A 17,840-nucleotide genomic window follows, 5' to 3' on the forward strand; every position below is an offset into this window, starting at 1 on the left:
ATGTGACGACGTTGGTGGCTGGCGCTGAACGGACCGAAGTGGCCTATGTGCTGACAACCCGGGCCAGCGCAAATCGGCCACCCGCCACCTCAGAACCTTAACGGACGTGCCGAGCGACAGCCCGTGACTAGCCGACCTTCGTCAGCGTGAACGGCGTCGTGGTGACCGTTCCGCCGGGGCAGCTGTAGTTGTCGTCGAGCTGAAGCGTCCCGTTCAGCGTGGCGGGGTCGACGTCGAGTTCGATGTAGGCGGGCGCGTAGCTGCCGTCAGCGCAGATGACGCCGTCCGGCTTGGTGACGATGAAGTGCCACCGACCGTGCACCATCTTCGCGGGCACGCGCCAGCCCTGATTGCTGGAGACCGTGCCCATACATCCCTCGGTCTGGCACTGCGTCTGCACCACCCAGATGTTCTCGTTGTCGCCGCCGGAATAGGCGCCGTTGAATCCCGCCTGCGGTTCCTCGGCCAGTGCCGGGGCCGCCAATGCTGTGGCCAGCGCCGTCGTGGCGGCCGCCGCGAGCATCGTCCGGGTGATCGTCGCGTGCATGGTGTGTGCCTCCTGGGCTGTGAGCGTTCCGCGAAATTAACAGGCGTGACGGCCCGAAATCGGCTGCGCGCACAGCAGACTGCCAGTCGTGTCTCAGTTGTCACCCAATGTGAGGTGAATCGCAATCTGTTCGGCGTTCGGCCGTGACACTGGCTCAACCCGAAAAAACGCTTCGACAGCCATGGGAGAATGGGGTTCATGAGCACCGAGCAGTTGCCGTGGCCTTCGGCTGGCCAGGAACCGCGGCAGCGCATCTTCACGCAGTCCACAAAGCTGCAGGACGTCCTGTATGAGATCCGCGGACCCATCCACGATCACGCCGCACGCCTGGAGAACGAGGGTCACCGCATCCTCAAGCTCAACATCGGCAACCCCGCCCCCTTCGGGTTCGAAGCACCCGACGTCATCATGCGCGACATCATCGCGGCGCTGCCGTACGCGCAGGGCTACTCGGACTCCAAAGGCATCGCCAGCGCCCGTCGCGCGGTGTTCACCCGCTATGAACTGGTCGAGGGCTTCCCCCGGTTCGACATCGACGACGTGTATCTGGGCAACGGCGTCTCCGAGTTGATCACGCTGACACTGCAGGCCCTGCTCGACAACGGCGACCAGGTGCTCATCCCCGCGCCGGACTACCCGCTGTGGACGGCGTCGACGGCGCTGGCCGGCGGCACCCCGGTGCACTACCTGTGCGACGAGACCCAGGGGTGGCAGCCCGACATCGCCGACCTGGAGTCGAAGATCACCGACCGCACCAAGGCGCTGGTCGTCATCAACCCCAACAACCCGACAGGCGCGGTCTACAGCCGCGAAATCCTCACGCAGATGGTGGATCTCGCGCGCAAGCACCAACTGCTGCTGCTGGCCGACGAGATCTACGACAAGATCCTCTACGACGACGCCAAGCACATCAGCCTGGCCACCCTGGCGCCCGACCTGCTGACGCTGACCTTCAACGGCCTGTCGAAGGCCTACCGCGTGGCCGGATACCGCTCGGGTTGGCTGGTGATCACCGGCCCCAAGGAGCACGCGAGCAGCTTCATCGAGGGCATCAGCCTGCTGGCCAACATGCGCCTGTGCCCCAATGTTCCTGCGCAGCACGCCATTCAGGTGGCGCTCGGCGGCCATCAGAGCATCGATGACCTGGTGCTGCCCGGTGGCCGACTGCTGGAGCAGCGCGACACGGCCTGGACCAAGCTCAACGACATCCCCGGGGTGTCGTGCGTCAAGCCGACCGGCGCCCTGTACGCCTTCCCGCGCCTGGACCCCGAGGTCTACGACATCCGCGACGACGAGCAGCTTGTGCTCGACCTGCTGCTGCAGGAGAAGATCCTGGTCACCCAGGGCACCGGCTTCAACTGGCCTGCGCCCGACCACCTGCGGATCGTGACGTTGCCGTGGGCCCGCGACCTGTCCACGGCGATCGAACGGATCGGCAACTTCCTGGTCAGCTACCGGCAGTAGGTCCGCCGGGACTGCGCCGCGCGTCGCCGGTGCCCTGACCCCGCGTCCCGGCCACAGGCCCGCCCTCTAGCCTGACCGGGTGGCCCACTCGCATTCTCATTCCCACAGCTCGGGACCCGCGCCCCTGGGCCCGTTGGCGGCCAGGGTCGTGGTCGTCCTGCTGATCGCGATCGGCATCCTCACCGTCGCCGGCGCAGCGCTGCTGTGGCCCAGCCAGCAGAAGGCTGACATCCCGTTGCCCTTCCAGAACTCCTCGGGCGGGGCGGTGACCACCGAGGCCGGGGACGTCCGCTCCAGCGTCCTCGGCGACTGCGGCAGTCCGTCCTCGGGCCATGTGCTCACCGCGAATCCCCTGCCCGGCATCTCGGGCGCCGGAGAATGTGTGTACGCCCAGATCGAGATCACCTCCGGCCCCAATCGCGGCGCCGACACGCTGCTCGAGTTCACGCCCGGGCCCGGCCAGCCGAATCTCGCTGCGGGCGAACATATCCGGATCATCCGCCAGGTCGATCCCCAAGGCGTCACGACGTATGCGTTCTACGACTACGAGCGCACCTGGCCGCTGGCCGGCCTGGCCGTCGCGTTCGCGGTGGTGATCGTCGCGGTGGCCCGGTGGAGAGGGCTGCGGGCCATGATCGGCATCGCCGTGGCCTTCGGCGTTCTGGTGGTGTTTCTGCTGCCGGCCCTGCGCGACGGTTCGCCTGCGGTGCCCGTGGCACTGGTGGCGTCCTCGGCGATCCTCTACGCGGTGATCTACCTTGCGCACGGCGTGAGCCTGCGGACCAGCGCGGCCCTGCTCGGCACGTTGACGTCCCTGCTGCTCGCGGCCGGGCTGTCGTGGGCGGCAATCGAACTGGTTCATCTGACCGGCCTGTCCGAGGACCAGAACAACGAGGTGGCGGCGTATCTGGGCCACATCTCGATCACCGGCCTGCTGCTCGCCGGGTTCATCATCGGCTCCCTCGGCGTGCTCAACGACGTGACCGTGACGCAGGCCTCGACGGCGTTCGAGCTGGCGAACGTCGGTGAGAACACCTCGCGGCGCGCGGTTTTCGCCGGTGCGATGCGGGTGGGCCGCGATCACATCGCCAGCACGGTGTACACGCTGGTGTTGGCGTACGCGGGCAGTTCACTGCCACTGCTGCTGCTGTTCAGTGTGGCCAACCGTTCGCTGAGCGACGTGTTGACCAGTGAGGCCGTGGCCATCGAGATCGCACGGTCCGCTGTCGGCGGCATCGCGTTGGCGCTGTCGGTGCCGTTGACGACGGCGATCGCCGCGGCCCTGGCTACCGGTCCAGCAACTCCAACAGGTACGCGCCGTACCCGGAGTTGAGCAGCGTGTGGGCGCGCTGCGCCAACTGCTCGTCGTCGATGAACCCCATCCGCCAGGCGACCTCCTCCGGGATGGAGACCTTCAGGCCCTGCCTGCGCTCGATGGTGCGCACGAAGTCGCTCGCGTCCAGCAGTGAGTCGAAGGTGCCGGTGTCCAGCCACGCCGTACCGCGGGCCATGACGTCGACATGCAGTCGACCCTGCTCGAGATACCTCTGGTTGATCTCGGTGATCTCGAATTCACCTCGCGCCGAAGGTTTCAATGAGCGGGCGATGTCGACGACATCGTTGTCGTAGAAGTACAGGCCCGGCACCGCATAGTGCGACTTCGGGGTGGCGGGCTTCTCCTCCAGCGAGACCGCGGTGCCGGCCGCATCGAATTCGACGACGCCGTACGCCGACGGGTCGGCCACCCAGTAGGCGAAGATCGCCCCGCCGTCCACGTCGTGGAACCTGCGCAGGTTGGTGCCAAGCCCGGGTCCGTAGAAGATGTTGTCACCCAAGGCCAACGCCACCCGGTCGGTGCCGATGTGCTCCGCGCCGATCACGAACGCCTGAGCCAGGCCGTCGGGCCGGTCCTGCGTCGCGTAGCTGATCGCGATGCCGAGTTCGGACCCGTCGCCGAGCAGGCGCTGGAACGCCTCGGCGTCGTGGGTGGTGGTGATGACCAGGATGTCGCGGATGCCCGCCATCATCAGGGTGGACAGCGGGTAGTAGATCAGGGGTTTGTCGTAGACCGGCAGCAACTGCTTGCTGACGCCCTTGGTGATCGGGTACAGGCGCGTGCCTGAGCCGCCCGCCAGGATGATCCCCCGCATCAGGCGTCCAGGTCGTCCTCGGTGAGGTCGGTGGCCGCGAGTGCCGAGGCCAGGTCGTCGTGCCGGAACGCCGACGTCACGTGGTCGTGAACCACCCGGAACGCCGTGGCCTGCGACGTGCCGTCGCCCAACGTCTGTTCGGCGACCACGACGCCGTCGTGCACGTACAGGTCGCCGACGGTGACCGACGTCGGCGCGTTCTGCGCCCAGTCACGCAGGGCGGCGAGGCCCTGCGCGGCGCCACTCGCGTCCCCGATCTCGATGTCGTCGCTGGACAAGTTGAGCAGCGTCTCGAAGTCCCGCTCGTTGAGCGCGTCGTGCCAAGCCAGGACGGTGGCGATCTCCGAAGTCGTCATGACAGAAAACCTATCCCAGTCAGAGCTTGGATCCGGCCAACCAGGACTGCAGCACCTGCTCGTCACCGAACACCTCGACGTCAGCGTCGGCGACGGCACGGCGGTTGGTGGTGATCAACAGCAGGTCGGCGGCGGATCCTCGCACCGCGGCGTCGGCCTTCGCGTGCTCATGCGCGAACGCCTTGCCCGTGATGAGCCACTCCCCCTCGGAGCCCAGGCCGTCCTCGGTGGCGTGCAGATGCACCGAGGACTCGCCGATTCCCGGTGACAGCATCGCCGCCAGACCCAGCCATTCGCTGATCGCGTCGGCGGCCACGGCCCCGTCCACCTCGAAGCCGACGCCAGCGGCCAGCGCCGCGTCCGCGCGGTGCACCAGCACCTCGTGCAGGCGACGCCGCACCCACCAGTCCGCGCGCTGCGGCCCGGTGAATGTCCAGACCGGGGTGTCGGCGCCGGTGCTGCCCACGGCGTCGAGCAGCGCCTGCCCGCCGTCGACGAGCCACTGCCGCGCACCGCCGTCATCGGCGGGAGGCCTGCCCTCGCGGACCTCCCGGGGGTCCAGTGCGGTGTCCATGCGGTCGCCCACGATCTGGGCGGACCAGCGGTTACCGCGGCCGACGTGGCGGAAGAGTTGGGTCATGGTCCATCCGGGGCACGACGGCACCGTCGCCTCCGGGTCGGCCGCGAAGACGACGTCGCCGAACCGGCTCACCTCGTTGAGGAACTCCTGCGCGTAATCCACGGAGTCAGCGTACGAGCCTGCCCAGACAATGCACGCGCCAATGCGCGGACTGCCAGCGGGCGACGTCGAGGCAGTTGCGCCCGTCCACGACGACCCGCGACCGCACGACCTGGCTCAGCTCGGCGGGGTCCAGGTCGGTGAACTCCTGCCATTCGGTCAGCACGAGCACCGCGTCGGCGCGTTCACAGGCCTCGAGCGCGGTCGTCGAGTAGTTCAGCGTCGGGAAGACCCGGCGCGAATTCTCCATGGCCTTGGGGTCATAGACGTTGACGGCCGCGCCGTTGAGTTGCAGCAGGCCCGCGACATTGAGCGCCGGGGAGTCCCGCACGTCGTCCGATTCGGGTTTGAAGGCCGCGCCGAGCACCGCGATGTTGGCGCCCAGCAGCGATCCCCCGCACGCGGCGGTCGCCAACTCGACCATCCTGGTGCGGCGCCGCATGTTGATGCTGTCCACCTCGCGCAGGAACGTCAGGGCGTGGTTGGCGCCCAGTTCGCCGGCCCGGGCCATGAACGCGCGGATGTCCTTGGGCAGGCAGCCGCCCCCGAATCCCAAGCCCGCGTTGAGGAAACGCCGGCCGATGCGCGGGTCAAAGCCCAGCGCATCGGCCAGCACAGTCACGTCTGCGTCGGCGGCCTCACACACCTCGGAGATGGCGTTGATGAAGGAGATCTTGGTCGCCAGGAATGCGTTCGCCGAGACCTTGACCAGTTCGGCGGTCTGCAGGTCGGTGAGTAGGAACGGCACGTCGTCGTCGAGCAGGCGAGCGTACAACTCGCGGACCGCCTGCTCGGCTCGGCGCGAATCATCCTGCACGCCAAGGACGATTCGGTCGGGGTGGCGGGTGTCATGGACGGCGTAGCCCTCGCGCAGGAACTCCGGGTTCCAGGCCACCTCGACGTCGACACCTTCGGGCGCCAAAGCCCTTGCGCGCCGAGCGAGTTCGGCCGCCGTGCCCACAGGGACGGTCGACTTGCCGACGATGACGGCATGGCGGCGCAGGCGTGGGACGAGTTCGTCGATCACGGCGTGCACGTGCCGCAGGTCCGCGCCCAGTTCGCCCTTCTTCTGCGGTGTCCCGACCCCGAGGAAGTGCACGTCGGCGAAGTCGGCCGCGGCCTCGTAGTCGGTGGTGAAGCGCAGGCGTCCCGCGGCCAGGTTGTCGCTGAGCATGGTGCGCAATCCCGGCTCGTAGAACGGGATTTCGCCCGCCGACAGTTTGGCCACCTTGCCCGGGTCGATGTCGACCCCGATGACCTCGTGCCCCAGATCGGCCATTCCGGCGGCGTGGGTCGCACCCAGGTAGCCCGTGCCGAAGACGGTGCATCGCATGGGTTCTGTCTATGCGGCGCGGGTGAGCTCAGGGCGTCGCGGCTCTGAGCGTCATGCCAACAGGAGGTGAATGCTCTGGGCGGGCTGGCTGCTGGCCCGCTGGTCGCTGGCCCGCTGCGCCGAAATTGCACTCAGGGTCGTCAGCCTCGCTGGCGCCCTGGCCCGCCGGCCCGCTGGACCACTGACGCCGAAATTGCACTCAGGGTCGTGAGCCCGCGAGATCAACAGCCCTGACTGCAATCGCGGTTCTGGACTCGGTGCGCGCTGGACCGCCGGCCCGCTGGCCCACTGCGCCGAAATTGCACTCAGGGTCGTCAGCCTCGCGAGGTCACCGCCCTGACTGCAATCTTGTGACGCGATGCCCGGTCAGTGGCCGAAGGACGGCCAGGGCCAGACCGAGTCACCCGAACCCGAGCCGGAACCCGGACCGGAACCCGAGCCCGAGCCCGAGCGCGAGCCCGAACCACTGCCCGGCCACTGCTGAGACGGCGGGTCGTAGTCGGGAACCTGCTGCTTCGGAGCCTGGGGCACCTGCGGGTACTGCGGGTACTGCGGCACTTGGGGAACCTGCGGCACCTGCGGAATCGGCACCTGGGTCACCGGCGGACGCTGCGGTTGCGGCTGCTGCGGCTGCGGGCGGGATGGCCACTGCGGCCACTGCTGCTTCGGCGGATCCCAGTCGTCGTTGTCGCGCTGCGGCGGATCCCACGGCGGCCGGAAGATCGGCGGCAGCTTGGGCCGGGGAAGCACGATCACGGGCGGCGGAATGATCGGCGCGACGATGGGCGGCGCGACGATCGGCGCGGGTGGCGGTGCCGCGGGCGGCGGTGGCGGCGCTGCCGGGGCGGGCGCCGGGGCAGCGGGAGCCGGGGCGGGCGCTGCCGGTGCCGGGGCCTCGACGAACACCGTGCGCGGAGCCTGCGGTTGCGGCGCTTCCTGCACGACGGGCTTGGGCGCCGGGATGGTCTCGGGCGGCGGCGCGGGTGCCGGCGCCTTCGGCGTGACGGCCGCGGCCGGCGGCCGGGTCGGCACGATCAGGTTCTCGCCGGGGACCGGCCGCTCATCGACCGTGGGCCTGATGCTGACCGCCAGCGAAATCACCAGCGCGGCCACCCCGATCACGAAGATCGACGTCACAGCGCTGCCGACCAGCAGGAACGGCTTGCGCTCGGCGGGCGCCTGCGGTTCCGGCGCCGGCTCTGCCAGACCCGTCAGTTCCGGTTCCTCGATGACCTCGCTGTACGCCAGGCCCGGCGTCGACGACATGTATCCGATGCCGGCGACCTGCGTCATATCGCCGTCCGCGTCGGCCTTGGCGAACGCGAGGCCCACCGTCGTCGCCTCGAACTGGGGAGCGCTCGCGCTGGCGAGCGCGGCGCCGCGGGCCAGCGCCAGCTCGGCCTCCTCCGGCGCGATGACGGGCAGCGACGTGGCGGATTCGAGTTGGAGCTTGATCGCGGCGACGCTGATGCCCGAGCCCACGACGAAGACGCCCTGCGGCGGCGCATCGAGCGCTTCGAGGCCGGCGACCATGGCCGTCAGTTCGGAGATGGCGTCTTGCGCGTGCAGATCCTGGCTCTGCACCCGGACGATCGACCCGTCGGCCGTGTCGACCACGGACACCGTGGCGGTGTCGCGTTCGAGGAACATCAGCGCGGTGCGGTCATACCCGACGGCCCGTCCGGCGGCCTGCGCCAGCGCGCCCGCGGCGTGCAGTTCGGAGACGAGCATGACGCCGTCGATCTTGTGTGCCGCCAGAGCGTCTCGCAGCGCCGCGGCCTCGTCGTGGTCACGCCATGTCACGCCGGTGGACACCAGTCGGTGGCCGCCCTCGGCGGCGCTCTCCCGGGTGCCGAGAATCGCGGCCACAACCTGCTCTGAGGCCGTTGCCGTGGACTCGTCCGACCCCACGCTGAAGGTGTCGTGATCAACCGTCAGGCCGTCGGCCTTTTCGCCCTCGACCAGCACCATGCGGACCGACGTTGGTGTCATCGACACACCAAGTACGATGTCCACTACCCCTCCAATGAAGTTTGCTACGTAGCCTTTTCACGTTCCGGACACGCCCGCCGCTCATGCAACCAGCTATGAGCTTCATCGGCACTGCCACCTGCGGTGTTACATGAGCGTCCGCTGTGAAGCTCGGCGTCGTCGCGCGACCGTGTGGGCCCCCCGTGGCCCGGTAGCTGCAACCCTACTCGCGGTCAGGAGGACTGCACGAAGTTCTGATACGACTTCGACGGTGTCGGCCCACGCTGGCCCTGATACTTGGAGCCGACCTTGTCGCTGCCGTACGGATGCTCGGCGGGGCTGGTCAGACGCAGCAGGCACAGCTGCCCGATCTTCATGCCCGGCCACAGCGTGATCGGCAGGTTCGCGACGTTCGAGAGCTCGAGCGTGATGTGGCCGCTGAAGCCCGGATCGATGAATCCCGCGGTCGAATGGGTCAGCAGGCCCAGGCGTCCCAGCGACGACTTGCCCTCCAACCGGCCGGCGAGGTCGTCGGGCAGGCTGCACACCTCGAGCGTGGAGCCCAACACGAATTCTCCTGGGTGCAGCACGAAGGGTTCGCCCTCGTCGGGTTCGACCAGGGTGGTGAGGTCGTCCTGGCGTTTCGCCGGGTCGATGTGCGTGTAGCGGGTGTTGTTGAACACCCGGAACAGGCTGTCGAGTCGGACGTCGACGCTGGAGGGCTGGACCAGGGAGTCATCGAACGGTTCAATGCTCAGTCGTCCCGCAGCCAGTTCAGCCCTGATATCCCGATCGGAGAGCAGCACCCGACGAGACTATCCGGCCCGCGCCCGTGGGGAACGGCGCACCGCGCCGCAGACCAGGGTTACCCCGCAGGACGGGCGGCCGGGTTGCTATCCTTCGTCGGCAAGCATGCCGATGTAGTTCAATGGCAGAACATCAGCTTCCCAAGCTGAATACGCGGGTTCGATTCCCGTCATCGGCTCCACATCTACCAGGGCATTTAGCTCTGGTTCGCGCGCCTGCGACCCCGTACCCCGCGCCTTCCCCGGATTGACCGTTCCGTAGTGGTGTGTCGGCATCTCATGCGGGCCGCGGCGCTGGCCCGACGAGGCGGCCGCGCCGGTGCCCTATGGCAACATGACCCCCGCTCCGGGGGACTGACTGCCGGCACGAGAAAGGTTTGGCATTGTCCGGACACAGCACCTCAGTGCGTGGTGTGGCGGCTTCGCTGGGCGCTTCGGCGTTGTTCGGCGTGGTCTTCTACATCTCCGGTGTCGTCGACGCACCCTCGGAGTTCGTGTTCGCCTGGCGGATCCTGGTCACCTTCGGCTGTTACGCGATCCTGCTGCTGCACCCCGCTGCGCGGGCGGCCTTCGCGTCGTACTGGTCCGCGCTGACCTCCTCGCGCTGGAAGCCGGTGCTGCTCGTCGTGCTGGCGCTGCTGGTGGGTCTGGAACTGTGGCTGTTTGTCTGGGCCCCGATGCACGGCCACGCCCTGAGCCTCTCGCTGGGCTATCTGCTGCTGCCGATCGCCCTGGTCCTCGCTGGCCGGTTCGCGTTGTCCACACCCGTGACCCGCACGCAGTGGCTGGCCGTCGCCATCGCCGGCGCCGCGGTGACGTACGCGATCTCCCTGTCCCCGGTGGTCTCGTGGACCACGTTCGCGGTCTGCCTCGGCTACCCGCTCTATTTCGTCCTCCGCCGCCGCGCAGGCCTTGACAGCCCCGCCGCATTCGGGGTGGAGATGGCGGCTCTGATCCCCCTCGCCATCCTCCTGATCGGGCTCGCAGACACCTCCGAGACGACCCCGTCCGGGTACGCCGGCGTGGCGGCCGTCGCCTTCACGGGGGCGGTGGCCATGGCCGCCTATCTCGCCGCGTCCGCGCTCCTCCCCATGCCGGTTTTCGGGCTCCTCGCGTACGCCGAACCGGTCCTTCTGGTCGGTGTCGCGGTACTCCTCGGCGAACGTGTTGAATCGTCCGACCTCGTCGTCTATGGACTGCTGGTGGCCGCTTTGGCGATTCTGGCGACCGACCGATACCGCGCCGCGCGTCGACGCACGCACCCAGTGGCTCTGGATCCGGTCGGGACAGCCGCTCGCGGCGGTGACTATGTTGGTCGGGAATGCTGATCAAGGAACGGGCCATGGACTCCAACACGATCTGGCGGACCATCGATGAGCAGCGTGGGCAACTCGCCGCTCTCCTCGAGACCCTCGAACCGCGGCAGTGGTCGACGCCGTCGTTGTGCCCGGCCTGGACCGTGCGCGATGTCGCGGCCCACCTCACCCTCGCGCAGGCCAGCCGGACCGAGCTGGCAGTGGCCGCGCTGAAGGCGGGCTTCCGGTTCGACGTGATGATCCGTCAGATGGCGCTGGCCGACACCGCTGACCCACCGTCGATCATCGCGCGGCTGCGCGCCATGGCGGGCTCGCGCCGACGCCCGCCGATGACCAAGGAAATCGATCCGTTGATGGACGTCCTGGTACACACCCAGGACATCTGCGTTCCACTGGGCATCGACCGCCCGATGCCGACCGACGCAGCTGTCGCCGTCGCAGAGCGGTTGTGGCACATGAAGTTCCCGTTCGCGCCGCAACGCGATCTGCCGGGCTACCGCTTCGTCGCCACGGATGCCGATTTCGCGGTGGGTCCGGACTGGGGAGCCCTCCGGGAGGCACCGATCCACGACATCGTGATGATGTTCGCGCGACGCCTCGACGTACCAGACAGCGAGCCGGAACCCGACGACGCCTGACCGCTGAACAGCGCTATCCGGTGAGGTCTGACGTGGTCTTCGATGGACCATGACGCCCGCACGCTTCGACGACGTGCCATGGCGAGCAGCCATTCTCGTGGCGTCACGCACAACGGGTGATCCGTCGATCTCTGCGGTGGACCGCTCGCGGCTCAGATCCCCGCGCAGAGCGACACGAACGGAATCGGCGCGCAGATGCCCACCGAGAAGTACGGCGTGATGTCGCCGTTCCACGCCGGCGGCGGAGGCGCAGGCGGGGGCGGGGGCGGGGGCGGTGCCGCCACGCAAGAGTTGGTCGGCGCGTCGTAGACGGTTCCCGGACCGCACTCCGCCGCACTGCTCGTTGCCGGCGCGATCAGAGTCACGAACGCGATCGGCACAACGGCCGTCACCGCGACGATTCCCGAGCGTTGAATTATTCGCATCATCGCAGGCCCCCCATAATTTCTCGGCGCTGCTCTGACCTGAATTTACGCCTCCGTCTGCCGCCGGGGAACGGCTTCTGAGATCTCTGATCAACCGCTAACCGGCGGGCTTCAACCGGGCGATGATCCCGTCAAGATCTATACGGAACATCTCCGGCCGGAAGACATGGCCACCGGGCACCTCATAGGATTCATTCGGAATACCCGCCGCCCGGAGACGATCGCGGAACTCCCGCTGACCGGCGAGCACCTGCGTCTCGTTCACGCTGTCGAACCAGTTCAGGGGATCCGGACTGGTGCCGGCGACCATGAAGATCCGCTTGTTTCGGTAGCTTTCGATCCGCTCGACCGGGTTGTCGGCGCTGACCCTGGCCTGATCCCACGACGGCGCGCCGTAGACCGTGCCGCCCGCCAGGTCCAGGACCGCCGACGTGATGTTGGCCCAGTGCACCACCAGGCCGAAATCACGACGCAGGCTCGCCGGACCGGAATGGCTGCTCACCGAGGCGAAATGGCCGTAGTACTTGGCGGCGTACTTCAACGCACCGAAGCCACCCATCGAGAACCCGCCCACCGCACGTCCGTCGTACTCCGGGAACACCCGGAAGTTCGCCTCGATCCAGGGCAGAAGCTGGGCAATGTGGAACGTCTCCCAATTGCGCGGGCCGACGAAGGAGGCCACCGGGTTCGAGTTCCAACCCGCGTGCCCGCCGTCGGGCATCACGACGATGATCGGCTTCCCCGCAGTCAGGCCGCGGATGCCCATGAAGTCGAACTGCCGGAAGTCCTCGTTGCCGCCGTGGAACATGTAGAGGACGGGGTATGCGCGTCCGCTGGTGCGGTAGTCGTCGGGCAGGAGCACGTTGACGCCGGGGTTCCAACCGATCGCCGCGGTCTGGAAGCGGTAGTACCAGAGCCGAGGGTCGTTCTCGTTGCGGTCCACGATGCGCAGGCCGAACCCATCGCTGCGTCCGATGAAGATCACCAGCATCTTGCCGACGTCGAGGGCGGCGGGGTCGGCGATGCCGTTGACTTTGGCGATCAGCGGATGGAACGCGGCGTCACCGTAGTAGCGTGCGGCCAACGCCGACAACGTGTCCCCTGCGACGACGCGGTGCCGCGTGATGTCGGGGATTATCAGGCGTTGTCCCACAGTGATTCGGTCGGATTCGGCGATCCCACTGGCGCCGGCGATCAACCAATCCAGTTCCGCATCACCGTAGAACCGCGACGCCAATCCCGACAGCGTGTCCCCAGCCACGACCGTGTATCTCGTGAAATCGGGCATGACGAGTCGTTGCCCGACGTTGATGACGTTCGGGTTGGTGACGCTACTGGCGGTGGCGATCAGGCGGTACAACTCCGCCTCGCCATAGAAGCGCAGCGCCAACGCCGACAGCGTCTCCCCCGCGGCAACCGTGTGTGTTCTGACCATGCCCCACTCCCCCTGTTACGCCTTTCGAGTCTATCCGTCGGCGCACCACCCGGTCAGCGGAATACCGTTGCAGACAGTTGATTTCGCCGGACCGCCGAGATTGCGGAGTACGCTCGATGGCGTTAGTTCGCCCAGCCCATCCGGCACCGGCGAAAGGATGCGTCATGCCCGCGGTCCGCCCGTGGACCGGTGATCCGATGTGGATCGCGGATGTGCTGCGTGCCGAGGGCCTACGGGTCGTCGAGTACCCGGGCTGGCGCGACCGGGGCCACGGCGAATTCAAGGACATCCGCGGAGTCATGGTGCACCACACCGGATCGGACAACGCCAGCGCGGCCTCCATCGCCATTGGCAGACCCGACCTTCCGGGCCCGTTGTCGCAACTGCACCTCGCGCGCGACGGCACGGTGACGGTGGTCGCGGTCGGTGTCGCCTGGCACGCCGGTGTCGGCATGTATCCGTGGCTGCCGACCAACATGGGCAACTGGCACCTGATCGGCATCGAGTGCGCCAACAGCGGAACCAGTCCCACCGCACCGCACCGAACGAACTGGCCCAATGCACAGTACGAGTCATTGGTGGGTTGCTGCGCCGCCCTCAACCGCCGAATGGCACAGAACTCCTCCCGCACGATCGGTCACAAGGAGTATGCCGGTCGCGCACAGGGCAAATGGGATCCCGGCGCGATCAACATGGACATCCTGCGCGCCGACATTCAGGCGCGGATCGGCAGCATTCCCCATCCAGCGCCGACACCGAGGCCCCCGGTGCCCGTCGGCGAGTATGCGCACATCCTGCTCTTCCGCGGCTCCGAGGGACCGCAGGTCGCCGAGCTTCAGCGCCACCTCAAGTACGGCTATCAGTCCTACGCCGGACAGCTCGTGATCGACGGCGTCTACGGCCCCCAGACCGAGGCCGCCGTCCGGTCGTTTCAGCGACGGACAAGGGGATTGAAGGTCGACGGCATCGTCGGCCCCGCCACTGCGGCGGCACTGAACCTGCGGGAGGTGCCCGGCTAGAGCGCGGTGGACGCGGCCTCGCGTAGGCGCCTACTCGAATTCCGCGGCTGAGCGCGGCCTGTCGACCCGCGTGGCGGCCTGCAGAAAAGCACCTCGCCCCCCAGTCTTTGGTCTGCTTCTCGATGATGTTCCGCCAACCCTGGTTGAGTCCTCCCGATGGCCAGCAGGGTGTCCAGATCAACGCGTCCCAGAAGTGATCGCAGCGTGGTCTGCGAGGTGGCCACCGAATAGTTCTCCACCGCGACAATCGCTTTCACCGCTTCGGTGATCCGGAACATGACAACGGCGGCCCCGCAGGCCCCGCCTCGCTTTGGGCCAGCGCGGGAAATCAGGCCTCCAGCCGGGCCCGCACCGCAGCCAGCCGCCGCTGCAGTTCCGCCTCGGTGATGACCCCGCGCGCCAACAGGGAGTGCGCCAGCGAGACCAGCTGGTTCTCCGGATACGGCAGGTCGGCGTAAAGGGTCGACGACAGCGCATCCTCCTCGTCGCGCCGTTCCTTGAAGTTCGGTACGGGCACATCACACGAGGCGTGATCCAGTGCGTCACACAGGCCGTCCAGGCTGGTCTTCCACGGCGGCACGGGATTCTCGACGCCGTACTTGGCCGCCATCCGCGGCCACACCTGCTGGCCGTCGACGATCTGGCGGAGGGTTTCGCTGTGCAACTCGGTCATGTCGGCTCCGAGGGTCAGTCGCTGACGGGGTGCACCGCGGCGCGGGTGTCGGTGATGGCGTTGGTGGTGACGCCGGGCTTGGGCAGCGCGACGCCGATCAGGCAGTCCCGCGTGATGATCTCGGTGAGCTGATCCTCGGTCCAACCTTCGGTGCCGTCCGGACGCATCGGCATGACCATGTAACGACGCTTCTGGTTGGAGTCCTGAACCCGGACCTCGACGTCGTCGGGCAGGTAGAGGCCGAACTCCGAGAGCACCTGCCGAGGCCAACGGACAAGGCGCCGACGGTAATTGGGGGTGCGGTACCACTCCGGCGAGTTGCCGAGGATGGGCCGTGGGTAGCACGAGCACAGCGCGCACACGATCACGTTGTGCAGTGTCGGGGTGTCCTCGAGGATCTCGAACGCGGTGAAGTCGCTTGGCGTGCCGAATCCTGTCGGCTCGAGCCAGTCGACACCGACCTCCTTGCTGGCGGTCATCGGCTCGGTCAGCGCAAGCTGCTTGAAGTCGGGGTCCAGCCACGCCCGGGCCACCAGGCGGGCCGCAGGCGTCGGGCCGATCTGCTCGGCGAACTCCGTGAACAGACGATGCTCCTCAGCGGTGAATATGCCCTTCTCGATACACAATTCACGCAACGCGATCTCAAGGACCTCGAAGTCGGTGACTTCGTCGACCATGGGCTTGACGGTGCGATCGTGATCATGATCGTGGTCATGAGTTGTCATGCTCATCCGTTCATCAGTCGGCGGCCTGGAGCCACCGTTCCGGAATTTCGGTCTGCAGACTGTCGGACGCGGTTCCGGTGTAGCCGTCCCACAAGGTGGCCATTCTGAAACGGACGATGTAGAACCACTCCGGTTTGGCGTCGGGCCGATCCCAGGTCTCGTCCTCGGCGGCGGGGCTCTCGTAAGACACCTCGGCGATCTCGCCGCGGGCACCGCGCACGTATTCGGGCGTGCGGGTGTAGAACAGCACCGGCATCTCGCGCACCACGACTGGGTCGCCCACCGTGAATTTCGGTGGTCCAGCCTGACCCGCATACACCTGCGGATCACCCTTGCCCGCGGCCTCGACGATGTGGTTGTTGCGCTTGACGTTCGACCCATCACCGTGGGATTTCGGTTGCGCCTCGAGCTTCCTGCCGGCGAGGCCGTCCGCGTAGCGCTCTGTGACCTCAGCCATCCGCTCGCTGAGTTCAGTGAGACCGATGTGGTGTTTCTCCACCAGCACCCGGGCCACCGACAGCAGCCAGCGCCCGTAGTACGGCAGGCCCAGGTAGACCGCGCGGCCGACGTCGACATTGCACATGCGCCGACGTTCCTCGGACAACCAGATCCCGCGCCATCCGAGCACTTCGCAGGTCACATAGGTCATGTGTTCCCAGTACTCGTACTGCTTGTTCTCGAACTTGATGGGCGCGACCGGCTCGCCGCCGAGATCGTGCACGGGCTTCGTGTATGCCGCGAGCCGCGCATGGTCGAGCAGGTCCGGCGGCGGCGCATCGGGAAGCTCGGGGTACGACGACCTCAGGCGCGAGACGAGTTTCAGTTGACTGGCGCGGCTGGCTGCATCGCTCATGATTACGCCCAACGCTCGGTAATCCGTGGCAGAGTCGGGAGTCCCCACCCCACGTTCCAAGGTAGCAGCGGACCCGGCCGTCAGGTGTGGTTTGACGACAACCATGACTCGACCGAAGTGTTCCGTCGCGGCCGATTTCTTGGAGAGGACGGCGACATGGCCCATGAGATTCAGGTGACCTTCGACTGCGGCGACCCAGCCGCGCTGGCGGCCTTCTGGGCGAGGGTGCTCGACTACCGCATCCAGGATCCGCCGCCCGGCTTCGACTCGTGGGACGCCGCACTCGAAGCCATGGGCGTCCCACCGGAACGGCGCAACGACGCGTCCGCACTCGTCGACCCTGAGGGGTCCGGGCCGCGCCTCTTCTTCCAACGCGTCCCGGAGGGCAAGGCCGCCAAGAACCGCGTGCACCTCGATGTCCGCGTGGCCGAGGGGCTGGACGGTGGCGAGCGGATGGCGGCTCTGGAGGAGTTCTGCGCGCGCCTCGTCGAACTGGGCGCCACCAGGGTCGAGCGGCACGAACCGTCGCCACCCATGCAGGCCGGGCACATCGTGGCGACCGATCCCGAGGGGAACGAGTTCTGCCTCGACTGACGGGTCAGCGCAGGTACATCTCGGACCCCGTGGGATAACCGCCACCCTTGGTGGTCAGGTGCACGTGGTCGTAGTGGCCGAGGCCGCTGGCCCGCGAACCGTTCGGCGTGTAGTAGACATCGCGCCAGATCGCGTCCTGCAGATCGAAATGATCGGCGTTCTTCAGCGCGAACGCGACGATCTCATTGCCCAGCGCGATTCCCTGGGCACTTCCCGGGTTGGGGATCATGACGTCGATGGCCAACCCGTTGGGGTGCCAGCGCAGCGCGTCGGGGCGCACGCCGCCGATGTTGTGGATCTCCGGGAAGGCCGCGCTCACCGCGCGCGCCACGAGGATGGTCTTGATCTGGAGGCCGCTCTCCGGCGCGACGCCCGCCGGCAGCACCCTGAGGTCCTGACGGCTGTACGCGCGCGAACTCGAGGCCGCGATGGTGTACCCCGGGCTCACCCCGTCTGCGGCGCCCGCAGCCACCGCCCAGTCGATCGTTCCCGGCGCGGAGGCCACGACCTCCATGCAGCAGGGTTCGGAGACCTCAGGGACCGCACGAGCGGTCTCCTTGGCAACCGGATATCCGTCGCCGCCCGCCGCCAGCAACATCACGGCGGGGACAGCGAACGCAGCCAAAATCACCGGCGATCGCGAATACTTCGGACGCCGGCGCACCAGTTCATGCCGACCCACAAGAGAGCACTTTACGTGTTAGTTGTGGGTTCGTTGCAACTTTGTGATCTTTGCGCAGCACCGAGCGGAGCGCCGTCAGAACGAAATTATCGTCACCGACAGTGCTCCTACCTG

General features: G+C 67.5%; 19 protein-coding genes, 1 tRNA gene and 1 pseudogene. 7 read left to right on the plus strand and 14 right to left on the minus strand.

The window, feature by feature from the left end; translation table 11 throughout:
* Positions 1 to 127 precede the first annotated feature (127 nt).
* Positions 128 to 547 (minus strand): hypothetical protein, encoded by a 420-nt coding sequence (locus tag G6N34_RS21215; RefSeq protein WP_085151737.1) that lies wholly within the window; start codon positions 545 to 547, stop codon positions 128 to 130.
* Positions 548 to 736: 189 nt separating this feature from the next.
* On the opposite strand from G6N34_RS21215, the gene G6N34_RS21220 reads away from it, so the two are divergent.
* Complete coding sequence (locus G6N34_RS21220; RefSeq protein WP_109788459.1) at positions 737 to 2,011, plus strand: pyridoxal phosphate-dependent aminotransferase; 1,275 nt, start codon at positions 737 to 739, stop codon at positions 2,009 to 2,011.
* 79 nt (positions 2,012 to 2,090) lie between these two features.
* Positions 2,091 to 3,344 (plus strand): YibE/F family protein, encoded by a 1,254-nt coding sequence (locus G6N34_RS21225; RefSeq protein WP_085151738.1) that lies wholly within the window; start codon positions 2,091 to 2,093, stop codon positions 3,342 to 3,344.
* Here G6N34_RS21225 and rfbA read toward each other — a convergent pair.
* From rfbA to dcd, 6 genes are all read right to left on the minus strand, one after another.
* Positions 3,298 to 4,161, minus strand: coding sequence for a glucose-1-phosphate thymidylyltransferase RfbA (rfbA, locus tag G6N34_RS21230; RefSeq protein ID WP_085151739.1), 864 nt, complete (start codon positions 4,159 to 4,161; stop codon positions 3,298 to 3,300). The two genes, G6N34_RS21225 and rfbA, sit on opposite strands and share 47 nt — an antisense overlap.
* Complete coding sequence (locus G6N34_RS21235; protein WP_085151740.1) at positions 4,161 to 4,517, minus strand: nuclear transport factor 2 family protein; 357 nt, start codon at positions 4,515 to 4,517, stop codon at positions 4,161 to 4,163. Before G6N34_RS21235 ends, rfbA begins: the two co-directional genes overlap by 1 nt.
* Before the next feature lie 19 nt (positions 4,518 to 4,536).
* Positions 4,537 to 5,259 carry a maleylpyruvate isomerase family mycothiol-dependent enzyme gene (locus G6N34_RS21240; protein ID WP_085151741.1) on the minus strand — a complete coding sequence of 241 codons (723 nt, stop codon included), beginning with the start codon at positions 5,257 to 5,259 and terminating at the stop codon, positions 4,537 to 4,539.
* A gap of 4 nt (positions 5,260 to 5,263) precedes the next feature.
* Entirely contained in the window at positions 5,264 to 6,589 is a 1,326-nt protein-coding gene (locus tag G6N34_RS21245) for a UDP-glucose dehydrogenase family protein (RefSeq protein WP_085151742.1), read from the minus strand.
* A 366-nt stretch (positions 6,590 to 6,955) separates the two neighbouring features.
* Positions 6,956 to 8,605: a DUF7159 family protein gene (locus tag G6N34_RS21250; protein ID WP_420088820.1), complete on the minus strand. Its 1,650-nt coding sequence runs from the start codon at positions 8,603 to 8,605 to the stop codon at positions 6,956 to 6,958.
* 188 nt (positions 8,606 to 8,793) lie between these two features.
* Positions 8,794 to 9,366 (minus strand): dCTP deaminase, encoded by a 573-nt coding sequence (dcd, locus tag G6N34_RS21255; RefSeq protein ID WP_085151744.1) that lies wholly within the window; start codon positions 9,364 to 9,366, stop codon positions 8,794 to 8,796.
* A gap of 108 nt (positions 9,367 to 9,474) precedes the next feature.
* On the opposite strand from dcd, the gene G6N34_RS21260 reads away from it, so the two are divergent.
* The 3 genes from G6N34_RS21260 (at position 9,475) to G6N34_RS21270 (ending at position 11,320) form a co-directional block, all read left to right on the plus strand.
* Positions 9,475 to 9,548, plus strand: a tRNA-Gly gene (locus G6N34_RS21260).
* 201 nt (positions 9,549 to 9,749) lie between these two features.
* Positions 9,750 to 10,694 carry an EamA family transporter gene (locus G6N34_RS21265; RefSeq protein ID WP_234812871.1) on the plus strand — a complete coding sequence of 315 codons (945 nt, stop codon included), beginning with the start codon at positions 9,750 to 9,752 and terminating at the stop codon, positions 10,692 to 10,694.
* Positions 10,695 to 10,708: 14 nt separating this feature from the next.
* Positions 10,709 to 11,320 carry a maleylpyruvate isomerase family mycothiol-dependent enzyme gene (locus tag G6N34_RS21270; protein WP_085151884.1) on the plus strand — a complete coding sequence of 204 codons (612 nt, stop codon included), beginning with the start codon at positions 10,709 to 10,711 and terminating at the stop codon, positions 11,318 to 11,320.
* Between the two features lie 152 nt (positions 11,321 to 11,472).
* Here G6N34_RS21270 and G6N34_RS21275 read toward each other — a convergent pair whose 3' ends face one another.
* Complete coding sequence (locus G6N34_RS21275; protein ID WP_085151746.1) at positions 11,473 to 11,748, minus strand: hypothetical protein; 276 nt, start codon at positions 11,746 to 11,748, stop codon at positions 11,473 to 11,475.
* A gap of 94 nt (positions 11,749 to 11,842) precedes the next feature.
* Entirely contained in the window at positions 11,843 to 13,180 is a 1,338-nt protein-coding gene (locus G6N34_RS21280) for an alpha/beta hydrolase-fold protein (protein ID WP_085151747.1), read from the minus strand.
* 164 nt (positions 13,181 to 13,344) lie between these two features.
* On the opposite strand from G6N34_RS21280, the gene G6N34_RS21285 reads away from it, so the two are divergent.
* Positions 13,345 to 14,199 carry a peptidoglycan recognition protein family protein gene (locus G6N34_RS21285; RefSeq protein WP_085151748.1) on the plus strand — a complete coding sequence of 285 codons (855 nt, stop codon included), beginning with the start codon at positions 13,345 to 13,347 and terminating at the stop codon, positions 14,197 to 14,199.
* Positions 14,200 to 14,290: 91 nt separating this feature from the next.
* Here the strand turns inward: G6N34_RS21285 and G6N34_RS28125 are convergent.
* The 4 genes and pseudogenes from G6N34_RS28125 to G6N34_RS21305 all read right to left on the minus strand — a co-directional run.
* Positions 14,291 to 14,486: pseudogene (locus G6N34_RS28125) on the minus strand (slipin family protein); the annotation flags it as partial.
* Between the two features lie 41 nt (positions 14,487 to 14,527).
* Positions 14,528 to 14,872, minus strand: coding sequence for a thiocyanate hydrolase (locus G6N34_RS21295; RefSeq protein ID WP_085151749.1), 345 nt, complete (start codon positions 14,870 to 14,872; stop codon positions 14,528 to 14,530).
* A 14-nt stretch (positions 14,873 to 14,886) separates the two neighbouring features.
* Positions 14,887 to 15,597 (minus strand): thiocyanate hydrolase subunit gamma, encoded by a 711-nt coding sequence (gene scnC / locus G6N34_RS21300; protein WP_109788476.1) that lies wholly within the window; start codon positions 15,595 to 15,597, stop codon positions 14,887 to 14,889.
* 13 nt (positions 15,598 to 15,610) lie between these two features.
* Positions 15,611 to 16,450: an SH3-like domain-containing protein gene (locus tag G6N34_RS21305; RefSeq protein ID WP_085151751.1), complete on the minus strand. Its 840-nt coding sequence runs from the start codon at positions 16,448 to 16,450 to the stop codon at positions 15,611 to 15,613.
* 156 nt (positions 16,451 to 16,606) lie between these two features.
* Between G6N34_RS21305 and G6N34_RS21310 the strand changes: the two genes are divergently transcribed.
* Entirely contained in the window at positions 16,607 to 17,044 is a 438-nt protein-coding gene (locus G6N34_RS21310) for a VOC family protein (protein WP_085151885.1), read from the plus strand.
* A 4-nt stretch (positions 17,045 to 17,048) separates the two neighbouring features.
* Here G6N34_RS21310 and G6N34_RS21315 read toward each other — a convergent pair whose 3' ends face one another.
* Positions 17,049 to 17,726: a VldE C-terminal domain-containing protein gene (locus G6N34_RS21315; RefSeq protein ID WP_085151752.1), complete on the minus strand. Its 678-nt coding sequence runs from the start codon at positions 17,724 to 17,726 to the stop codon at positions 17,049 to 17,051.
* Between the last annotated feature and the right edge of the window lie 114 nt (positions 17,727 to 17,840).

This window comes from Mycolicibacterium confluentis (assembly GCF_010729895.1).
GTDB lineage: Bacteria > Actinomycetota > Actinomycetes > Mycobacteriales > Mycobacteriaceae > Mycobacterium > Mycobacterium confluentis.